Source organism: Paenibacillus glycanilyticus (assembly GCF_023715145.1).
Classification (GTDB): domain Bacteria; phylum Bacillota; class Bacilli; order Paenibacillales; family Paenibacillaceae; genus Pristimantibacillus; species Pristimantibacillus glycanilyticus_A.
In genome coordinates, this window is the sequence record NZ_JAMBNP010000006.1 from 56,191 (window position 1) to 72,883 (window position 16,693).

Below are 16,693 nucleotides of genomic sequence, written 5' to 3' on the forward strand. Positions count from 1 at the left end.
TTCACCCCATTACCCTTAATAATTACAGCTTCATCCGATAGATCGGCTTATTTTCCAGTCCGCGAATGACCGGTGTCCACGGTTCGCTTTCCGGGGTTGTCTGCAGGGCATCCTCAACCATTTGCAGCTTGGCATCCATCGCATCGATATGATGCAGCGCCACGGCTTCCGCCGTCTGCGGCTGAACGGGACTCCCCCACTCTCCCAGATTATGATGAGACAGCACCATATGCTGCAATCCCAGCACTTTTTCTGATTGTAAATTAATATTGCAGCGGATAGCCGCCTCCGTAATCCACGTCGACGCCAGGGAAATATGCCCCATCAGCTTGCCCGAAAGGCTGTAGTCGGATACGATGCCAAGCTGTGCGATCATCTCCTCGGGCTTCGCGATATCATGAAGAATGATGCCCGCCTTAAGCAGATCGGCGTTCAGGAACGGCCGCTGCCTGCACAGGAACTCCCCGATCTCCAGCATTCTGGCCATATGATAAGCAAGTCCGGCAAAATAAGCATGATGATGTGTCTTCGCCGCCGGATAATGCGTCAGCTTCTCTTCCACTTTGCCCACGCAATAGGTGACAATCGCCTGAATCTCGGGATCTTTGATACTGTCCTTCGCTTGATTAATCGTATCGATAAGATCATCCGAAGCGACCGGCGCCGAACGAATGAAGTCCGTTAGCGTAATCCCGTCATCCGGAGCTGCCGGACGCATCCGCGAAATCTTGATCTGCAGCTTCTCCCGGTACAAATGGACATTCCCCTGAACCTTTACGAGCCCCATCGTGAAGAAGGTTTCCTTGTCCTGCTGCGAGACATCCCAGAACTTGGCCCCCAGCTGACCGCTGGCATCCGCCAGCACAATATCGAAATAATCCTTTGGTGTTGTTGCGTTCGTCTGCTTTACTTCCAGCTCCTTCAGCAGATAGAAGCCGGTAAAGTCGTCCTGATTGCGAAGATCCTTAATTTGCGTCATTCTTGTTCCTCTCTCCAACTGCCCATAGATGCACCTGTTATGAGCCCATGATGCTCCTATTATACTATGAAAGCCGTCTTTGCGGTGTGGTAAAAGAAAGAGGCTGTCCGCCAGACCTAATCGTCTGGCGGACAGCCTCTGCCGTTTGTTGCAGCTTGGTTTATTTTGCAGCTTCCGCCGGTGCTGAAGCGGCTGGTGCCTCCGGAGATTCAGGAGTTGCTTCCCCATTATCCTTATGAGTCTCCACAAATTGATGAGCCCCATAGAGAACGGCAGCCGCTTCGGCGCGGTTTACAACCTGCTGCGGGCGGAAATTGCCGTCAGCATCAAGCGATACGATCTTGTACAGCAGCGCGCGCTGGATGGTTCCTTGGTAATCGACGTTGATATCCTTCTCGTCCAAGATGTTAATGTACATCTTGATGAGCGGATATTGTCCGGTTTTCTCAAGCGCCTGAACCAGATAATGCGTGAACTGCTCTTTGGTAAGAGGCTTAGTCGGATCGATGTCAGCAGGCAGATCCAAACCGTTGTAGTGAGCGATAACGAAGCTTTCCGCGTACCAGGCATCGTTTTTCACATTCGTGAAGAAGCCTTCCGCCGTTGGCGCTTCCTTGAAATCAATAGCTGCCAGGCTTAATTGCATCGCGCGGACGATCAGCTCAACGCCTTGCGCGCCTGTCAGGCTCTCCTCCGGATGAAATTCCGAAGAGGATACCCCTTTTACAATGCCAAGCTCCTGAAGAGCTTCAATTTGCGCGCGGCTGCTTGTGCTCGTTATGTCCGTAAAGCTGGAATCATTAGCGGCAAAAGCCTGGCCGGATACGGCCCCAAACAAGACAGCGGCGGAAATGGCCGCAGCAGTTATACGTTTTTTCATTGTGTATGTCCTCCTTCATCCTATAGCTCTAGGCTGTGTTGTTGAACAACTGTTCAAAGTTATGGACGAAGGTTCCGCCGAAAATGTTGCTATACGCTTACATTCTGTTCAGGCTTGTTGTCCGCCGTCGTCTTCATATACACGTACAGCAGGGTAAAGCCGATCAGGCCGATAAGCGCCATCCCCGTTCCCGCCCAGTAGATCGAAGAAGGACCAACTTGCTGGAACAGATAACCGCCAAGAAACCCGGATGCGATTCCCGACAATCCGCCCCATGTCAGCGCATAAACCGCCTGCCCCGATGCCCGCAGCTCGCTTGGAACAATAAGCGCCGTCAGCTGCGTGCCAATATAGTAGAACGCTCCAAACGTCAGGCAATGAAGCGCCTGGATAAATATAATCTGCTGCGCATCGCCCGCACCAGCCATGAGAAACCAGCGAAGCGCGTATAGCACGCTGACGAGGATAAGGCAGCTGACCATCGTCCGGGTGTTTTTCGATAAATAACGGTCCAGCAGCAGAAACACGGGAATTTCAAAGATCGAGGACAAAAAAGCCGACCATCCCACAAGATCGGTGTGGCCCCCAAGCTCTGCCATGTACAGCCCAATAAACGTCGTATTCATCGAGTTTGGAATCGACAACAGAAGCCCGATGACTAGAAACACCAGAAAGACTCTGTTGCCCAGCATCTGCCGGTAATTCACGCCTTGCGACGTCTTTGGCGAAGAACCCCGCGGCAGCGTAAAAGCAAAGGCGATGGCCACAAGCATCATAATCGTATAGACGATCCACAGCCGGCTGATGCCAATCTGCCCGAGAATAGGTCCCGTAATCAGGGCCAGTATCGCCCAGCCGCATGATCCCCACAGCCGGAACGCCCCAAACTTGTGGCGCGTCCCTTCAATGCTGTTCAAAATCAGACTGTTGCTTTGAGAGAACAACGGCATTTGGAAAAAGAAAAACAGAAGCATGCAGCCGAATATAAACGTATAGGAATCGCTTAAGAAAACCAGCTGCATCGCGACGAGGTTACCCGTCAGCATCAGAATGAGAATAAGCCGGATATTCCGGGTCCGGTCGCTTATATAACCCCATAACGGATTGGCGATCAGCGACACGATTGGTCCGCCCGCCATAAGCGCGCCAATCTTCAAAGGAGAAATCCCGATCGACTGCAGATAAAGGGCAAAAAACGTACTGTACACCGCTATTGTGCCGTAACTGAAAAAATTAAAGGCCTTGATGAAGTGAAAGCTCATTCTCGCCTTCTTGCCTTCGATCTCGTTCATGTTGTTTACCACCGCTTTCTCAAAGCCTAAACAGGAATAGCCGTCGAGCTTGAACGGGCGACTACTTCCTCTGCCGTTACTTCGCGGCCTAGTTCATCGGATAAATATATCCCTTCGCTGATCAGCATCGTGCGCAGGGCAATGGCAGCCGTCGGCAATAACGGAACGCGCCCTTGCAGCGCCGCAACCCAGTGATGCTGCGAGGAGTCATAGGCATCTTCATTCTCGCGGATCCGGTGCCAGCGCAAATCCATCATATCCAGATCAATCGTGCTGTCGAGATCGATATCGCATACCGTGCTGTGGAAGCTGAACGGCTGCGAAGCTTCGCCCGGCATCCCGTTAGGCAGCCTTACGCCACCCTCCGATCCCAGAATGCTGCTGCCTTCAAACCCGCCCATATGAACCGACCAGGCTTCAATCAAATCAAGCGTTAAACCGCCTTTGAAGCGGATGAAGCCGGTCCCCAGCTCCTCCACGTTAAAGCCGCTGCTTTCTCTTCTCTCCTCCAGCATCGCCATCTCTTGATAGACCTTGCCCGAGATGCGCTCAACCTCTGGATTGCCAAGCAAATAAAGCAGCTGCGCAATATGATAAACGCCCATATCTAGCAGTGCTCCTCCGGCAGCCGTCTCCTTGCGGGTGAAAAACGGCGTCCCGTAACCGTCCACATACGGACGGTTCCTGCGGCGGAACCCGGTGGAACGGGCATGATACAGTCTGCCGAGCTTGCCGCCGTCGATTAAGGTCTTGGCCGCTTTCGTATCCTTGCCGTACAGCGTGAACAGCTGAATATGCAGCAGCTTGCCCGTTGCCTCCGCAGCCTCAAGCATTCTTCGGCCGTCCTCGTAGGTACCGGCAATCGGCTTCTCGCAGTACACATGCTTGCCCGCCTGCAGCGCAGCAATGGTTACCGGCGCATGGAAGTTATTGTGCAGGCAAACGTCTACCGCAGCGATATCTTCGCGCTCAAGCAGCTGACGGTAATCCGAATACACATGCGGAATCCCGTACTGCTCCGCCACTCGCCTTGCTTCCGCCTCGTTCACGTCGCAGACGGCAACAATCTGCGCTCCCGCGATGGCACGGTATTTCTCGATATGCTGCTTGCCGATCTGACCAACGCCGATGATCCCGATTTTTATGGCTTCCATCAGGCTTCACTCCTTAAATCGGCTTCGTCCGCAAGCAGCTTCTTCACCATGCCAAGCAGTCTCTCCGTCTCCAGATACTGCCGCCTCGGGGCGTTATATTCAATTCCCCAATACCCCTTGTAGCCGGCATCCTTCAAGGCTGCAATCGTATTCAGGGCATTTCCGGACACAGCGGTCCGCTCATCGAAATGCGTATGGTAAGCCCACGGGGCAACCAGCTTATCGCCCTCTTCCTGATCCGCTCTCCAGCGGCCAAGATGCACGAGGAAGCCAAATGACGGATGGTCAACGGCCTCGGCGATTCGTTTCATTTCGCGGGGCAGCAGCGAAGCGCCCATATGATTCTCCGGACCAATAAGGAAGCCATTATCCGAAGCGAATTGCGAAAATTCCCGGTAGGTCCGGACCGTATAATCGAATTGTTCTTCCGTCATCGTCTCCACGTCATGATAGCTGCCGCCGGTATCAATCCGGACGGTCTTCGCCCCTAGAATAACCGATGCCCGCAAATGCACCAGCGCGTTCTCGTGTAGGCGCTTTCTGGTTTCCGGGTCGGGATCCCAAAGATGAGCGCCGTCAACGGCAAAATTAACAACCGACATTTCCTTCTCATCCAGCGCTTCGCGGATTTTGCGGATATAGCTTTCATCTGCAAGCCGGTAGATCGGCCCTGTGTTCCGGTCGATGAAGAAGCCGTTCCAAAGATCGGCAACGTCCAGCTTGTAGCGGTATTTCACCGTTTCCAAATAGCCAAATACATCCATCTTGCCTTCCAGATTCATGTTGTTAAACGAATAGCCTCCAATTGATACGTTCACGATTCCTCACTCCCGCTGATCAATATGTCCATCCCCTTCCATTATAGTGCTTGAACACAAGGAAATAGGGTTATTTTTTTAATAGAGGCGGGGGAAATTTCTATGATCATAAAGGGCAGCATGGCTAACCGTTCTCGCAAATGAAGGCGCTTTTATTGAAAACGACAGCTTTCTTCACGTTTGAGGTGTTGGAAATTGGCGAGATGAGCATAATAAGAATGAAAATTGCCGCTCGCAGCGCCGAATCAATCTATATTCAAGATAATAATGATACATATTCGTTATTTAAGTTTTGAGGCCTGTTTATAATATAATGGATTCATAAGTAAGTTCTAATTTCCGTCCCTTGAACTTCAAAATCCTAGACGGAGGTATCTGTCATGTCATCTGGCAATTTGCACAAGCAAGACCCTTGGGCTTCCTATTACGGACCCAACCTTGGTTACGTCCAAGAGCAATATGAACTGTTCAAAGAAAACCCCGAATCCGTCGTAGCCGAGTATCGCGAGCTGTTCGAGCAACATGGCGAACCGCCGCAATACGCAGGTCAAACGGCAGCACCTATCGTAGCAGCGCAGGCTTCCGGCGGCGCGGCCATCGATGCAAAAGTACTTCAAAACCTAGTAGCGGCTGGTAAGCTTGTATGGAACATACGCGCTTTCGGCCATTTAGCTGCGGATATCGACCCGCTCGGCATCAGCCCGAAAGTTAGCACGAACATGCTTGAGCTTGAAACTTATGGCCTGACTAAGGGCGATCTGGCCGCACTGCCGGCTGAGCTTGTCTGGACGAAAGCACCCGCCGACGTATCCAATGGCTGGGATGCTATCGAAAAGCTTCGCAAAGCCTACACGGGCACGATTGCTTTCGAATTCAGCCACGTTCATAACGAAGAAGAGCGCGCTTGGCTGAAGCAGCGCGTCGAGAAGGAAATTCCGGCGAGCAAGCTCAGCACGGACGAACGCAAGAAGCTCCTGACGAAGCTGTTCGAGGCCGAACAATTCGAAGACTTCCTGCAGCGCACGTTTGTCGGACAGAAACGTTTCTCGGTTGAAGGCAACGACGTTCTCGTAGCCCTCATTGACGAGATGGTTCATGAGCTGTCCAATGACGGCGTTAAACATATTTCGATGGGCATGGCGCATCGCGGCCGCTTGAACATTCTGGCGCATGTGCTTGGCAAGCCGTACAGCAAGATTTTCTCCGAGTTCCATAACGCAACGAACAAAAAAATGAGCCCGTCCGAAGGCTCCATCGGCATCAACTACGGCTGGACCGGAGACGTGAAATATCACCTTGGCGCCAACCGTTCGATCGGTACCGGCGAAACGGTTAAGACCCGCATTACGCTTGCGAACAACCCGAGCCACTTGGAGTACGTGAATCCCGTTGTTGACGGCTTCACGCGCGCCGCACAGGATGACCGTACGGCAGCTGGCTATCCGAAGCAAAACCTGGATTCCGCCGCAACCATCATTATGCACGGCGACGCTGCTTTCCCTGGCGAAGGCATCGTTGCGGAGACGATGAACCTGTCGCAGCTTAAGGGTTACTCCCATGGCGGTACGCTTCATGTCATCGTCAACAACAAAATCGGCTTCACTACGGAGAGCCACGATTCCCGTTCGACGCATTACGCGAGCGACGTTGCGAAGGGTTACGAGATTCCGATCGTTCACGTCAACGCCGATGACCCGGATGCGGTTATTACGGCAGCCCGTATGGCAAGCGAGTACCGCACGAAGTTCAAGAAGGACTTCCTGATCGACCTGATCGGCTACCGTAAATACGGCCACAACGAGACGGATGATCCGGAAACAACGCAACCAACGATTTACAAAAAAGTAAAGGCTCATCCGACAGTCAGCCGTATCTTTACGGACAAACTGGTTGCGGAAGGCGCGCTTACCGAGCAAGAAGCGGAAGGTCTGAAGCAAGAAGTCATCGGCCGTCTGAAAGCAGCCTACGAGGAAATGAAGAGCCGCGATGGCCAAGAGCCCGTTCATCAGACGCAAGGCTTGCCTAATGATCAATCGGCAGGCGAGCAAGTGGCTCCTGTCTCCGTCGAACAGCTTCGCGAGATGAACGCGAACCTGCTCAAATGGCCGGAGAACTTCACCGTATATCCGAAGCTGCAGCGCATCCTGGAACGCCGCGCGACTGCCGTGAACGACGGCGAGAAAATGGACTGGGGCCATGCCGAGACGCTTGCGTTCGCATCGATTCTCGCAGAAGGCAAGCCAATCCGGCTCAGCGGCCAGGACGTCGAACGCGCAACGTTCGCACACCGCAACCTGGTGCTGCATGATGCGGAGACTGGCGATACGTTCTGCCCGCTCCATCATCTGCCTGAAGCAAAAGCTTCGTTTGCGATTCATAACAGCCCACTCTCCGAAGCAGCTGTTCTTGGCTTCGAATACGGCTATAACGTACACGCTCCCGAGACGATGGTTATCTGGGAAGCACAGTACGGCGACTTCACAAACGTTGCTCAAGTGCTGATCGATCAGTTCATCTCGGCCGGCCGTGCAAAATGGCAGCAAAAATCCAGCCTGATCATGATGCTTCCGCACGGTTATGAAGGCCAAGGTCCGGAGCACTCCAGCGCTCGTCTGGAACGCTTCCTGCAGCTGTCCGCCGAAGAGAACTGGACGGTAGTGAACCTGTCCAGCGCAGCGAACTACTTCCACCTGCTTCGCCGTCAAGCTTCGATCACGGAGAGCGATGCTGCCCGTCCGCTGATCATCATGGCGCCTAAGAGCTTGATTCGTAACCCGCGCGTTGCTTCGGAAATTTCGGAGCTCAGCAATGGTTCGTTCAAGACCGTTATTGAGCAGAAGGGTCTTGGCGCTAAGCCTGACCGCGTGGAACGTCTCGTTCTTGCTACCGGCAAGATGGCTATTGATATTGAAGAAGCCATTGAGAAAAACGCCGATCAAGAGCTGGATTGGCTGCATGTCGTACGCGTTGAGCAGCTGTATCCGTTCCCTGAGAAAGAAATCGCAGCGATTATCGAACGTCTGCCAAATCTGAAGGAAATCGTTTGGGTACAAGAAGAGCCGCAAAACATGGGTTCGTGGTTCTACACAGAGCCTCGTCTGCGCAAAATCGCGCCAGCCGCTGCAAGCGTAAGCTACATCGGCCGTCCGGAACGCTCGAGTACGGCAAGCGGCTTCCAGCAAGTACACAGCTTCGAACAGCAGCACATTTTATTGCAAACACTAAAATATAGTCCGTCGTTGACATATAACACTGGGAGGTAAGCTCACGTGCAACAAATCATAGTACCGGCAATGGGTGAATCAATTACGGAGGGCACAATCTCCAAATGGGTAGTCAAAGTAGGAGACGCTGTTAAACAAGGCGATGTGCTTCTTGAGCTCGAAACTGACAAAGTAAACATCGAAATCAGCGCTGAGTCCGACGGCGTATTGCAAGAAATCTCGAAAAACGAAGGCGACACTGTACAAATCGGTGAAGTCATCGGCACAATCGGAGCTGGCAGCGGTGCTGCCGCTCCAACGCCGGCTGCTGCTCCTGCAGCTGAAGCAGCGCCTGCACCGGCAGCCGCTCCGGCTCCTGCAGCACCAGCTGCTGCTACGGCGGTTGCGGTTGCTCCGGCTCCTGCGGCTGACAGCCACCTGAATGCATCTCCTGCAGCTCGCAAGCTTGCAAGAGAAAAAGGCATCGACATCAGCGAAGCTCAATCCACGCTTGGACGCGTCGAGCTTCGTCCATCGGCTCCTGCTCCTGCAGCAGCGCCGGCGGCACCTGCCGCTAAAGCGGCTCAACCGGAATTTACGTCGAACAAGCCTTACACTCGTACGAAAATGTCCCGCCGCCGCGCGACAATCGCTAACCGCCTCGTTGAAGCGCAACAGACTGCAGCGATGCTCACTACTTTCAACGAAGTTGATATGACAGCGATCATGGATGTTCGTAAACGCCGCAAGCAATCGTTCCTGGACAAACACGAGGTTGGTCTTGGCTTCATGTCCTTCTTCACGAAAGCAGTTGTTGGCGCATTGAAAGAGTTCCCTAATTTGAATGCTGAGATCAACAACGGCGATATTATCGCTAAACAATACTACGATATCGGCATCGCCGTATCGGCTAAAGAAGGTTTGGTTGTTCCTGTCGTTCGCGACGCGGACCGTCTGAGCTTCGCAGAGATCGAGAAATCGATCGTATCCCTGGCTAAAAAAGCGCGCGACAACTCGCTGGCGCTGGATGAGCTGCAAGGCGGCACATTCACGATCACTAACGGCGGTACATTTGGATCGCTCTTGTCGACTCCAATCCTGAATGCTCCGCAAGTTGGTATTCTGGGCATGCACAAAATCCAGCTTCGTCCGGTAGCGATTGACGCTGAACGTTCGGAGAACCGTCCGATGATGTACATCGCCCTCACTTACGATCACCGTATCGTTGACGGCTCGGAAGCAGTACGCTTCCTTGTAAAAGTAAAAGAAATGCTCGAAGATCCAGAAACCCTGTTGCTCGAGGGCTAATAAAGGAAGGGCCGTACCTGGTCGTTTATGACTTGGGTACGGCCCTTTTTTAGGTTTATTCTTGCTTGATTGGCAGCTTTGCAAAGACTTTACCGTTCCAAGTAAGCAGGGCCATGATGTCTTTGCTAAACCCCTTTACCTTGTTCTTGGTTAAATCAACCTCGATCAGGTACTTCAAGCTATTGTCCTCCATACTTATAAAGTAGTAATAGGCAGCTTCCTTCGCCTCGATAAACATTCCTCTATCTACCCGAAAGTCTTTTGGATTTAACGCTTCCTTCTCTTGAAGAAACTTATACGAAACTTCTGGATTGAAACTTCCCGTCCTATCGCCGGGATCATCAATTCCCTCTACTCCGGTTTGCGTTTCATTTGAGATTTTCAGCACGTCGCCGCTACCCGCGTTTAATACAAGCGCGTATCTCTCATTATTAGCGGAGGAAATGGTTAAGTAAAATAAACCTTCTGGTACTTTTTTTAGCTTTGCTTCGGCATCTAGTTTATCATCGGGGCGTATATCATGCTCAACAAGCTCTTTCAGCGCATTCAAATCAACGGCAGACACTTCAATTTGAGCATTATCCGGCGAAAGCGTGTTACCGAAATATTTCTCGACAGCACTTAGCCCAATTGACTTGATTGTTGCTACTGAAAGCATTCCTCCGGGTATTGATGTTTCGTTATCTTTATTGCCTGCATTATATTTTTTAACCATATAGATATTCTTAGGGACAGGGTCAATAAAGGAACTGCAGCCGGTCACTAAAACTAGGAGTGAAGCTGAAACGAGAAGTCCTGCTATCCTGTTCATGGCGATGTTCCTCCCGGCTTGAACGTAACGATGAACGTTGTTCCTCGGTCTAATTCACTTCTCACGTTAATATCGGCATTGTGCAAACTGGCAATTCTTTGGCATATGGATAATCCAAGTCCGGCGCCGTTGTTCCTCCTCGACCGAGCTTTATCCGTCATGTAAAATGGTTCAAAGATACGATCTAGATGCTCGCTTTCGATACCGCCCCCTTCATCCTCGATTTCAAGAACATAATTTTGGCCTTGACGGGCTGCCCGAATTGTTATGCTTTGATTCTTGGATGATGCTTTGATTGAGTTGTCGACGAAGTTGAAAATTAGAGCTTTAATCAAATCCTTTTCCAGTCTCAAGCATGCATTCTCGCAATGCAAGTTAATTGTCAATTGTTGTTCCCTTGCTTTCATCTCGAGAGCAGGCATAATCTCGGCTAGAATGTCGCAGAAATCCAACTCCTTCAACGGAAATTCCGATCTCTCAAGCTGGATTAAATCCATCAGCTTGAAGGAAAGGGATTCCAGCCGTTTCCCCTCAGATAGAATGACGTTTAATCCTTCTAACAGCTGGGAAGAGTTTATTTTCCCCGTTCTAAGAATGTTCGCATAGCCGATTATCGACGTTAACGGCGTTTTTAACTCATGCGTGAAATTATCGATGAACAATTGCTTTTCCCGGTTAAGCCGTTCCAAATCCTTGATCTTATCCTCGACAACCGATGCCATTACGTTGAAATTGCTTGCTAATACGCCAATCTCATCCTTTGACCCCGACTCAGCTCGCTCGGCAAAAGCGCCGGCGGCAATAAATTTTGCAGTACGATTAAGACGGTAAATAGGTATCGTCAGTCTTTTGCTGACAACGAACATGAGGAGCATGTAAGTCGAACATGCGATGATATTAACCTTCAAATAGAACATATATTGATCCGCATGCTCCTTGTACACCGAGGTAATATCTTTTATATAGGTAAACGTGTAATTTTTCTGGTTGATCTTCACAAGGTTCGATGTAAACAGAATGGTTCGTTTATCGACATCCCGCAGTATATATTTAATTTCATCCTCCTTCACCTGTTCCGATTCGTTAAGGTCTATAGGCATCTCGAAGTCTGTATTGTTATAGACCGCTTTTCCTTTATCGTTTGTGATCGTCATATAAACGCCCTGATCCCCGACCTTCCCAACAAATCCTTTGGCAATATTCGCGAGTACTTTCTCCTCATACTCGTCGGAATCATAGATAAGGACGATGGGCACGATAGCATCCACGCTCGAATGAATATTCTTGTTCTGGCTTAAGGCGTTATCGATTTCGCGATTAAGCAACTTGCCGTGATTCCGCTGGATAACAATAAAAGATGTCGCGTTAAATACTAAAATGAAGATGATAATCGAGAACGTGAAAATCTTAAGCCAAAATTTCATGGCTAGACCTCCAACCGGTAACCGATTTTAAAGATGGTTTTGATCCGGTCCTGAAGACGAAGCTTTTTGCGCAAGGACTTAATATGCACATCTACGGTTCTCGTATCGCCATAATAGTCAATGCCCCATACTTTATCGAGAAACTGCTCGCGCGAAAGCGCGATATTTTTGTTTACGATTAGAACGACAAGCAGATCGAATTCTTTAGGTGTCAGTTCTACAGGCTCGCCTTTTAATGTAGTTAATCGCTTGTCCGGAAACACGCGGACATCGTCGATGCTAATCTCCGATTCATCCTTGCCGTATCTGCGAAGCACGGTTTCGATCCGCGCAAGCAGCTCGATTCCGTCAAACGGTTTTACCATATAATCGTCGGCGCCTAATTTGAGGCCGTTGACTTTATCGAATACCGCGCTTTTCGCCGTCAAAAAAATAACGGGAATATTTTTGGGCCTGATTTGTTCCATCAGACTAAAGCCATCCAGCTTAGGTATCATAACGTCCAGAATAATGAGATCGAACTTTTCCCGTTCAATCCCTTCAAGCGCTGCGAGTCCATCGTAAACCTGCACCGTTTGATAATGAACGAGAGTAAGATTCATCTTTATGATGTTGGAAATATTGGGATCGTCCTCGACGATCAGTATTTTTTTGTCCATGGCACCGAATTCCCCGCTTATGAAGTGATAGGCAACTTTCATTGTATACGTCAAATCTTAAAAGAAGCTGAGACAAGCCGATTCCAAGAGTTGCCTAATAACGCCATATGACTAACCGATCGTATCAGCGATTAATTTCGCGTAAGCTTCGGCTCCTTTTGGCTGCAAATGAACGCCGTCTTTCGTGAACCAATCTGATTTACCGCTGCTCAAAGCGCGCCAATCAATCAATTTCACGTTGGAGTGTTCCTTCGCCGCTTCAGCCAGCGTCTTGTTCACCGTATCCTGCCAATCTCTTGGGACATTCGTGTTAACAAGATAAACCCGCTTATCGTCTCCTATCGTTTTCAAAAGCTCATTTAGTTTTTTTGCAGTGAACGGTCCGTTTGTGCCGAGCTCAATCACTACCGCATGCCCCAACTTGTTCTCTGACTTCAGCAGGCTTACCACTTCAATTGCATCCGATAATTGCCGGCTGACTTTGCCGTCGATTACGATGCCGGGGATAAGCTTTTCCAATTCCGCTTTCACTCCTACCATTACAGAATCGCCAACCGCTGTTACTCCGCCGGAATCCTGGGTATTTGTCGGAATGCTGGATGTCGGCTCCCCCGTCCCGCTAGGCGTTGGGCTCGGAGTAGAGTCCGACGTTGTTCCCGTTTCATTTGCATTTGTCTCCGTGGTTGGTTGAATGGAATGAGCAGGTTGATTGTTCCCTGCTCCCTCACAAGCTGCGCAAATCATTACGATCATCAGAATCGCCGGCAAAGTGATCATGCGAATACCTTTTTTCATGGATTTGGATTTCATATTTTGTTTCTCCTTTTTCTTATATTTGAAAAGTTTACCGCTACGAAGCGGCTGCTCGAAGTAACGATAAGACAGAGCGGCTATGAGAACAATCATGATTAATTGAGCTAGCTGATAAAGAAATTTCGAGTCTTCATAAGGACCTTTTGAACTACTCATCAGCACTTGCACCGGATAATGCCATAAATAAATGCCGTAGGAACGAATCCCGATCCATCGCAGCGGTTTCCAGGACAATAATTTGCCGATCAGGCTAAACGGGCTTGCCGAAGCGACAATGACAAGTCCGGCAGCCATAGACAACACAAACATGCCGCCCCTGTACAGTGAATCGTCGTACTTGTCTACGCTCGTTATCATTAAAAGGGAGATACAAAGTCCAATTGCTCCTATAGCATCCAGCACGACGCTTCGCCTTCCGAGGGGCTCGGCAAGCTTGCGGCTAGGAATGAAAATTGCGAATGCCGCACCAATGAATAATCCGAATGCTCGTGTGTCCGTGCCGTAGTAGACCCTGCTCGGATCAGTCCCCGGCACATACAAGAACGCCATGGCTATGAGAGAAGCCGCTGCAGCTGTCAATGTCACTACTGCCAGCTTACCGCGCGTCGGGAAAGGAATGAACCGGATCATCCCCCATAAGAGCAAAGGCCACACCAGGTAAAACTGCTCCTCCACCGCCAGCGACCATAAATGGCCGATTGGCGATAACGGACCAAAGCTTTCGAAATAAGAAACTTGCCGATAGATCAGATACCAGTTGCTCGTGTAGGTTAAGGCGGATAACATTTCCCCGCAAATATCGGATAATCTTCCGCGGTCGGCAAGCGCCAGATACACGGTTATGGCAAGCAGCATAAGCAGCATGGCCGGAAGCAGCCTTAGGGACCGCCTGATCCAGAACCGGCGGAAATGGATTCTTCCGGTACTTCTCCTTTCTTCCAGAAGCAGATCCGTAATGAGGTAGCCGGATAAGACGAAAAAAACTCCAACCCCGAGCAAGCCCCCTGATGCGACAGGCCATCCAAAATGATAAGCGATTACGGCGATTACGGCGATGGCGCGCACCCCATCCAGGCCAGGCATGTAGCGGTTGTTCGTTTGCGGCATATTATTCCCCTCCATTCCCTGCTTTTGCACCGAAATTTGTATTTGAACCCGCTGTATATTCGTCACTATCGTGACCTTCCAGCAGTTCTTTTACATATGCATGCACTTTATCTTCGTTTTTGACGGCTAAAACCGAGGCCCCATGCAAATTTCTGCCTTCAAGCATATCCATCGGCGGCACTTGCGCAGAACCTGCCATTTCGCTTTTGGAGCCTAGGGATGCAAGCTTCAGCATATCGGAGACGTCCAAATTTGTTTGAATATAGGGAGCAACGCTTTCCACGATTTGTTTAATACGGGTCAGATTCCAGCCGGATTTCAGTTTGTCCGCAACAGCCGCAAGCAGCTTCCGCTGCCGTTCGGTGCGGGAGAAATCGCTCATTGCGTCATGGCGAAAACGGACATATTGCAAAGCTTTTGTTCCGTCTAATTTTTGCATGCCTTTTTTCAAATGAATGTCATATACGTTGCCGTCCGCGTTGTCCGTATAATTCATATCCTTTTCTACATCCAGGTCTACACCGTCAATTGCGTCAATCAGCGATTTGAAACCCTCGAAATCGGTATAGATATAATATTGAACATGGAAGCCAAGCAGGCTGCCTGCGGTCTTCATCGCCAAATTGGGACCGCCGAGCGCGAGAGCCGTATTGATTCGCCCTTCACCGTGACCTTCTATAGTGACGTAAGTATCCCGCAGCACTGAAAACAAGCGGGCTTGCTTCGTCAAAGGATTAATGGAAGCAACAAGCAAGGAATCCGAACGTGCGGATTCGTTCTTCTTCAACCCCCTGTTATCCCCTCCCATCAGAAGAATGTTAACGAGCTCTGTTCCCGTCCACTCTTCGGGCTTCAAGGTTTCGTCTTCCGCATGGCTGCCAATCCGCAATTCGTTCTTAGGCTTGTCGAGTCCATCCAACGCCCGATAGACGCCCATGCTCTGATGCCCGAAATAACCTAAGACAATAAGGATTAAAATAACGGCAGTTATCCAAATCGTCCATTTCTTTCGGGCTCCTGTTGCTGCTTTATTGCTCACTTTAATTTCCTCCTTGTCTTCCCTAGTGCAGACACAGTATAGGACGAGGATATAATCGCAATAAGGAGGAGTTGTAATGAAGTTGTAAAGTCGGGATGCAAAAAGGGGCTGCCCTATGCGTCATAAAATGACGCTGGGACAGTCCCCTGTTAATTTAATTGCATGTCTTCTCTGCTTAAACGACCTTATAAAAAAGGGACTGCTGAGTGATCATCAGCAGTCCTTTAACGGCCCCTCCCCATTTGGGCGGGCGACGCCACAATGCGAGCCCAGCATTCACTCGCTATAGTGCACGCGGAAAATCATGTCCTGGTTGTAATTGCCGAAGCCCTTGCCAAACAACGTCAGGCCGCCGACATGAGCGGCGTTGTCTTCGACGGCTAGGCGGAATACCCACTGATTGCGATTGAGGCCAATCTGGTCGATTCCGATATCCGAGATTTGCTGGCCATCGATGAAGGTGCCGTTTTTCTGGACGCGGATAATCTTGAGCAGACCGTATTGGTTGACGAAATCCTGCCACCATGACGGCGTGTATTTCCCTTTTACAGCGCCGTAATCGCCGGGACTGGTCCACATGCCGATCCGAACGCCGTTAAGCGCAAAGACGATATCCGACGGCCAGTTCTCGTTATAACCCGGCGCCTCCGAGCTGATCTCAAGCACAATCTCCAGCTCCTCGGGGCGCTGTCCCGGCAGCAGATAGTTGGGAATCCGGTACTCGACATATCCTTTGCCAAACCATAGAATGCCGGCATTCATCCGCTCCGGTTCGAGAAAATATCTCGGATCGTCGAATTGCCCGATAACCTTCTCGGTTGTCGCGATCCCGCAGGTCGGATACACCTCATACTCCGTATAATGCCCGACGGGTATGCTGATTTCATGGGTCTTCTTCTGCACAAATCCAGTCTGAGGCAGATCAATCTGAATCCGGGAGGCGGAAATCTCGCAGATCTTATGCGTGCCCCCCTGCTTCCGGACCATCTTGGTCTGAATGACTCCCGCCTGCTCCAGCTTGCGGACATGCATCGTCACGATGGCACTGCTTAATCCAAGCGCGGCAGCGAGATCCTTCACGTTCATCGGCTCCGGGGCTGCAGCGAGCAGATCAAGAATAGTTAATCGTACAGGACTAGCCAGCGCTTCATAAAGCGGAAGCCAGGCATGGTCTGTATCGGCTTTGATTAGCATGTTTCACGTCCT

The 16,693-nt window shown here is 50.5% G+C and carries 13 protein-coding genes; 2 read left to right on the forward strand and 11 right to left on the reverse strand.

Annotated features, from left to right (window positions below; all coding sequences use genetic code 11):
* Positions 1 to 22: 22 nt before the first annotated feature.
* From M3194_RS17650 to M3194_RS17670, 5 genes are all read right to left on the reverse strand, one after another.
* Positions 23 to 979 carry a 3'-5' exoribonuclease YhaM family protein gene (locus M3194_RS17650; RefSeq protein WP_251655401.1) on the reverse strand — a complete coding sequence of 319 codons (957 nt, stop codon included), beginning with the start codon at positions 977 to 979 and terminating at the stop codon, positions 23 to 25.
* Between the two features lie 160 nt (positions 980 to 1,139).
* A complete protein-coding gene (locus M3194_RS17655) occupies positions 1,140 to 1,859 on the reverse strand; it encodes an S-layer homology domain-containing protein (protein WP_251655402.1) in 720 nt (239 codons plus the stop codon).
* A gap of 89 nt (positions 1,860 to 1,948) precedes the next feature.
* Complete coding sequence (locus tag M3194_RS17660; RefSeq protein ID WP_251655403.1) at positions 1,949 to 3,151, reverse strand: MFS transporter; 1,203 nt, start codon at positions 3,149 to 3,151, stop codon at positions 1,949 to 1,951.
* A gap of 26 nt (positions 3,152 to 3,177) precedes the next feature.
* On the reverse strand, positions 3,178 to 4,305 hold the full coding sequence (locus tag M3194_RS17665; protein WP_251655404.1) for a Gfo/Idh/MocA family protein: 1,128 nt from the start codon (positions 4,303 to 4,305) through the stop codon (positions 3,178 to 3,180).
* Entirely contained in the window at positions 4,305 to 5,123 is an 819-nt protein-coding gene (locus tag M3194_RS17670) for a sugar phosphate isomerase/epimerase family protein (protein WP_251655405.1), read from the reverse strand. Before M3194_RS17670 ends, M3194_RS17665 begins: the two co-directional genes overlap by 1 nt.
* Positions 5,124 to 5,503: 380 nt before the next feature.
* Here M3194_RS17670 and M3194_RS17675 point away from each other — a divergent pair, with 380 nt between their 5' ends.
* Positions 5,504 to 8,386 carry a 2-oxoglutarate dehydrogenase E1 component gene (locus M3194_RS17675; protein WP_251655406.1) on the forward strand — a complete coding sequence of 961 codons (2,883 nt, stop codon included), beginning with the start codon at positions 5,504 to 5,506 and terminating at the stop codon, positions 8,384 to 8,386.
* Between the two features lie 6 nt (positions 8,387 to 8,392).
* The gene (odhB, locus tag M3194_RS17680; RefSeq protein WP_251655407.1) at positions 8,393 to 9,634 is read left to right on the forward strand and encodes a 2-oxoglutarate dehydrogenase complex dihydrolipoyllysine-residue succinyltransferase; all 1,242 of its coding nucleotides are present in this window, start codon (positions 8,393 to 8,395) and stop codon (positions 9,632 to 9,634) included.
* A gap of 55 nt (positions 9,635 to 9,689) precedes the next feature.
* Here the strand turns inward: odhB and M3194_RS17685 are convergent, their stop codons facing one another.
* From M3194_RS17685 to M3194_RS17710, 6 genes are all read right to left on the reverse strand, one after another.
* The gene (locus M3194_RS17685) at positions 9,690 to 10,445 is read right to left on the reverse strand and encodes a hypothetical protein (RefSeq protein WP_251655408.1); all 756 of its coding nucleotides are present in this window, start codon (positions 10,443 to 10,445) and stop codon (positions 9,690 to 9,692) included.
* Positions 10,442 to 11,869, reverse strand: a complete 1,428-nt coding sequence (locus M3194_RS17690) for a sensor histidine kinase (protein WP_251655409.1) — start codon at positions 11,867 to 11,869, stop codon at positions 10,442 to 10,444. The genes M3194_RS17685 and M3194_RS17690 overlap by 4 nt, the downstream gene beginning before the upstream one ends.
* 2 nt (positions 11,870 to 11,871) lie before the next feature.
* A complete protein-coding gene (locus M3194_RS17695; RefSeq protein WP_251655410.1) occupies positions 11,872 to 12,528 on the reverse strand; it encodes a response regulator transcription factor in 657 nt (218 codons plus the stop codon).
* A gap of 111 nt (positions 12,529 to 12,639) precedes the next feature.
* Complete coding sequence (locus M3194_RS17700; RefSeq protein ID WP_251655411.1) at positions 12,640 to 14,448, reverse strand: acyltransferase family protein; 1,809 nt, start codon at positions 14,446 to 14,448, stop codon at positions 12,640 to 12,642.
* Position 14,449: 1 nt separating this feature from the next.
* Positions 14,450 to 15,487 (reverse strand): LCP family protein, encoded by a 1,038-nt coding sequence (locus tag M3194_RS17705; protein WP_251655412.1) that lies wholly within the window; start codon positions 15,485 to 15,487, stop codon positions 14,450 to 14,452.
* Between the two features lie 276 nt (positions 15,488 to 15,763).
* Entirely contained in the window at positions 15,764 to 16,681 is a 918-nt protein-coding gene (locus M3194_RS17710) for an ArsR/SmtB family transcription factor (protein WP_251655413.1), read from the reverse strand.
* Positions 16,682 to 16,693: the final 12 nt, after the last annotated feature.

Coding starts and splice junctions, on each gene's coding strand:
- M3194_RS17700 (WP_251655411.1), bottom strand. CDS start 14,448: ATGCCGCAAACGAACAACCGCTACATGCCTGGCCTGGATGGGGTGCGC.
- M3194_RS17710 (WP_251655413.1), bottom strand. CDS start 16,681: ATGCTAATCAAAGCCGATACAGACCATGCCTGGCTTCCGCTTTATGAA.
- M3194_RS17655 (WP_251655402.1), bottom strand. CDS start 1,859: ATGAAAAAACGTATAACTGCTGCGGCCATTTCCGCCGCTGTCTTGTTT.
- M3194_RS17695 (WP_251655410.1), bottom strand. CDS start 12,528: ATGGACAAAAAAATACTGATCGTCGAGGACGATCCCAATATTTCCAAC.
- M3194_RS17685 (WP_251655408.1), bottom strand. CDS start 10,445: ATGAACAGGATAGCAGGACTTCTCGTTTCAGCTTCACTCCTAGTTTTA.
- M3194_RS17690 (WP_251655409.1), bottom strand. CDS start 11,869: ATGAAATTTTGGCTTAAGATTTTCACGTTCTCGATTATCATCTTCATT.
- M3194_RS17650 (WP_251655401.1), bottom strand. CDS start 979: ATGACGCAAATTAAGGATCTTCGCAATCAGGACGACTTTACCGGCTTC.
- M3194_RS17665 (WP_251655404.1), bottom strand. CDS start 4,305: ATGGAAGCCATAAAAATCGGGATCATCGGCGTTGGTCAGATCGGCAAG.
- M3194_RS17675 (WP_251655406.1), top strand. CDS start 5,504: ATGTCATCTGGCAATTTGCACAAGCAAGACCCTTGGGCTTCCTATTAC.
- M3194_RS17660 (WP_251655403.1), bottom strand. CDS start 3,151: ATGAACGAGATCGAAGGCAAGAAGGCGAGAATGAGCTTTCACTTCATC.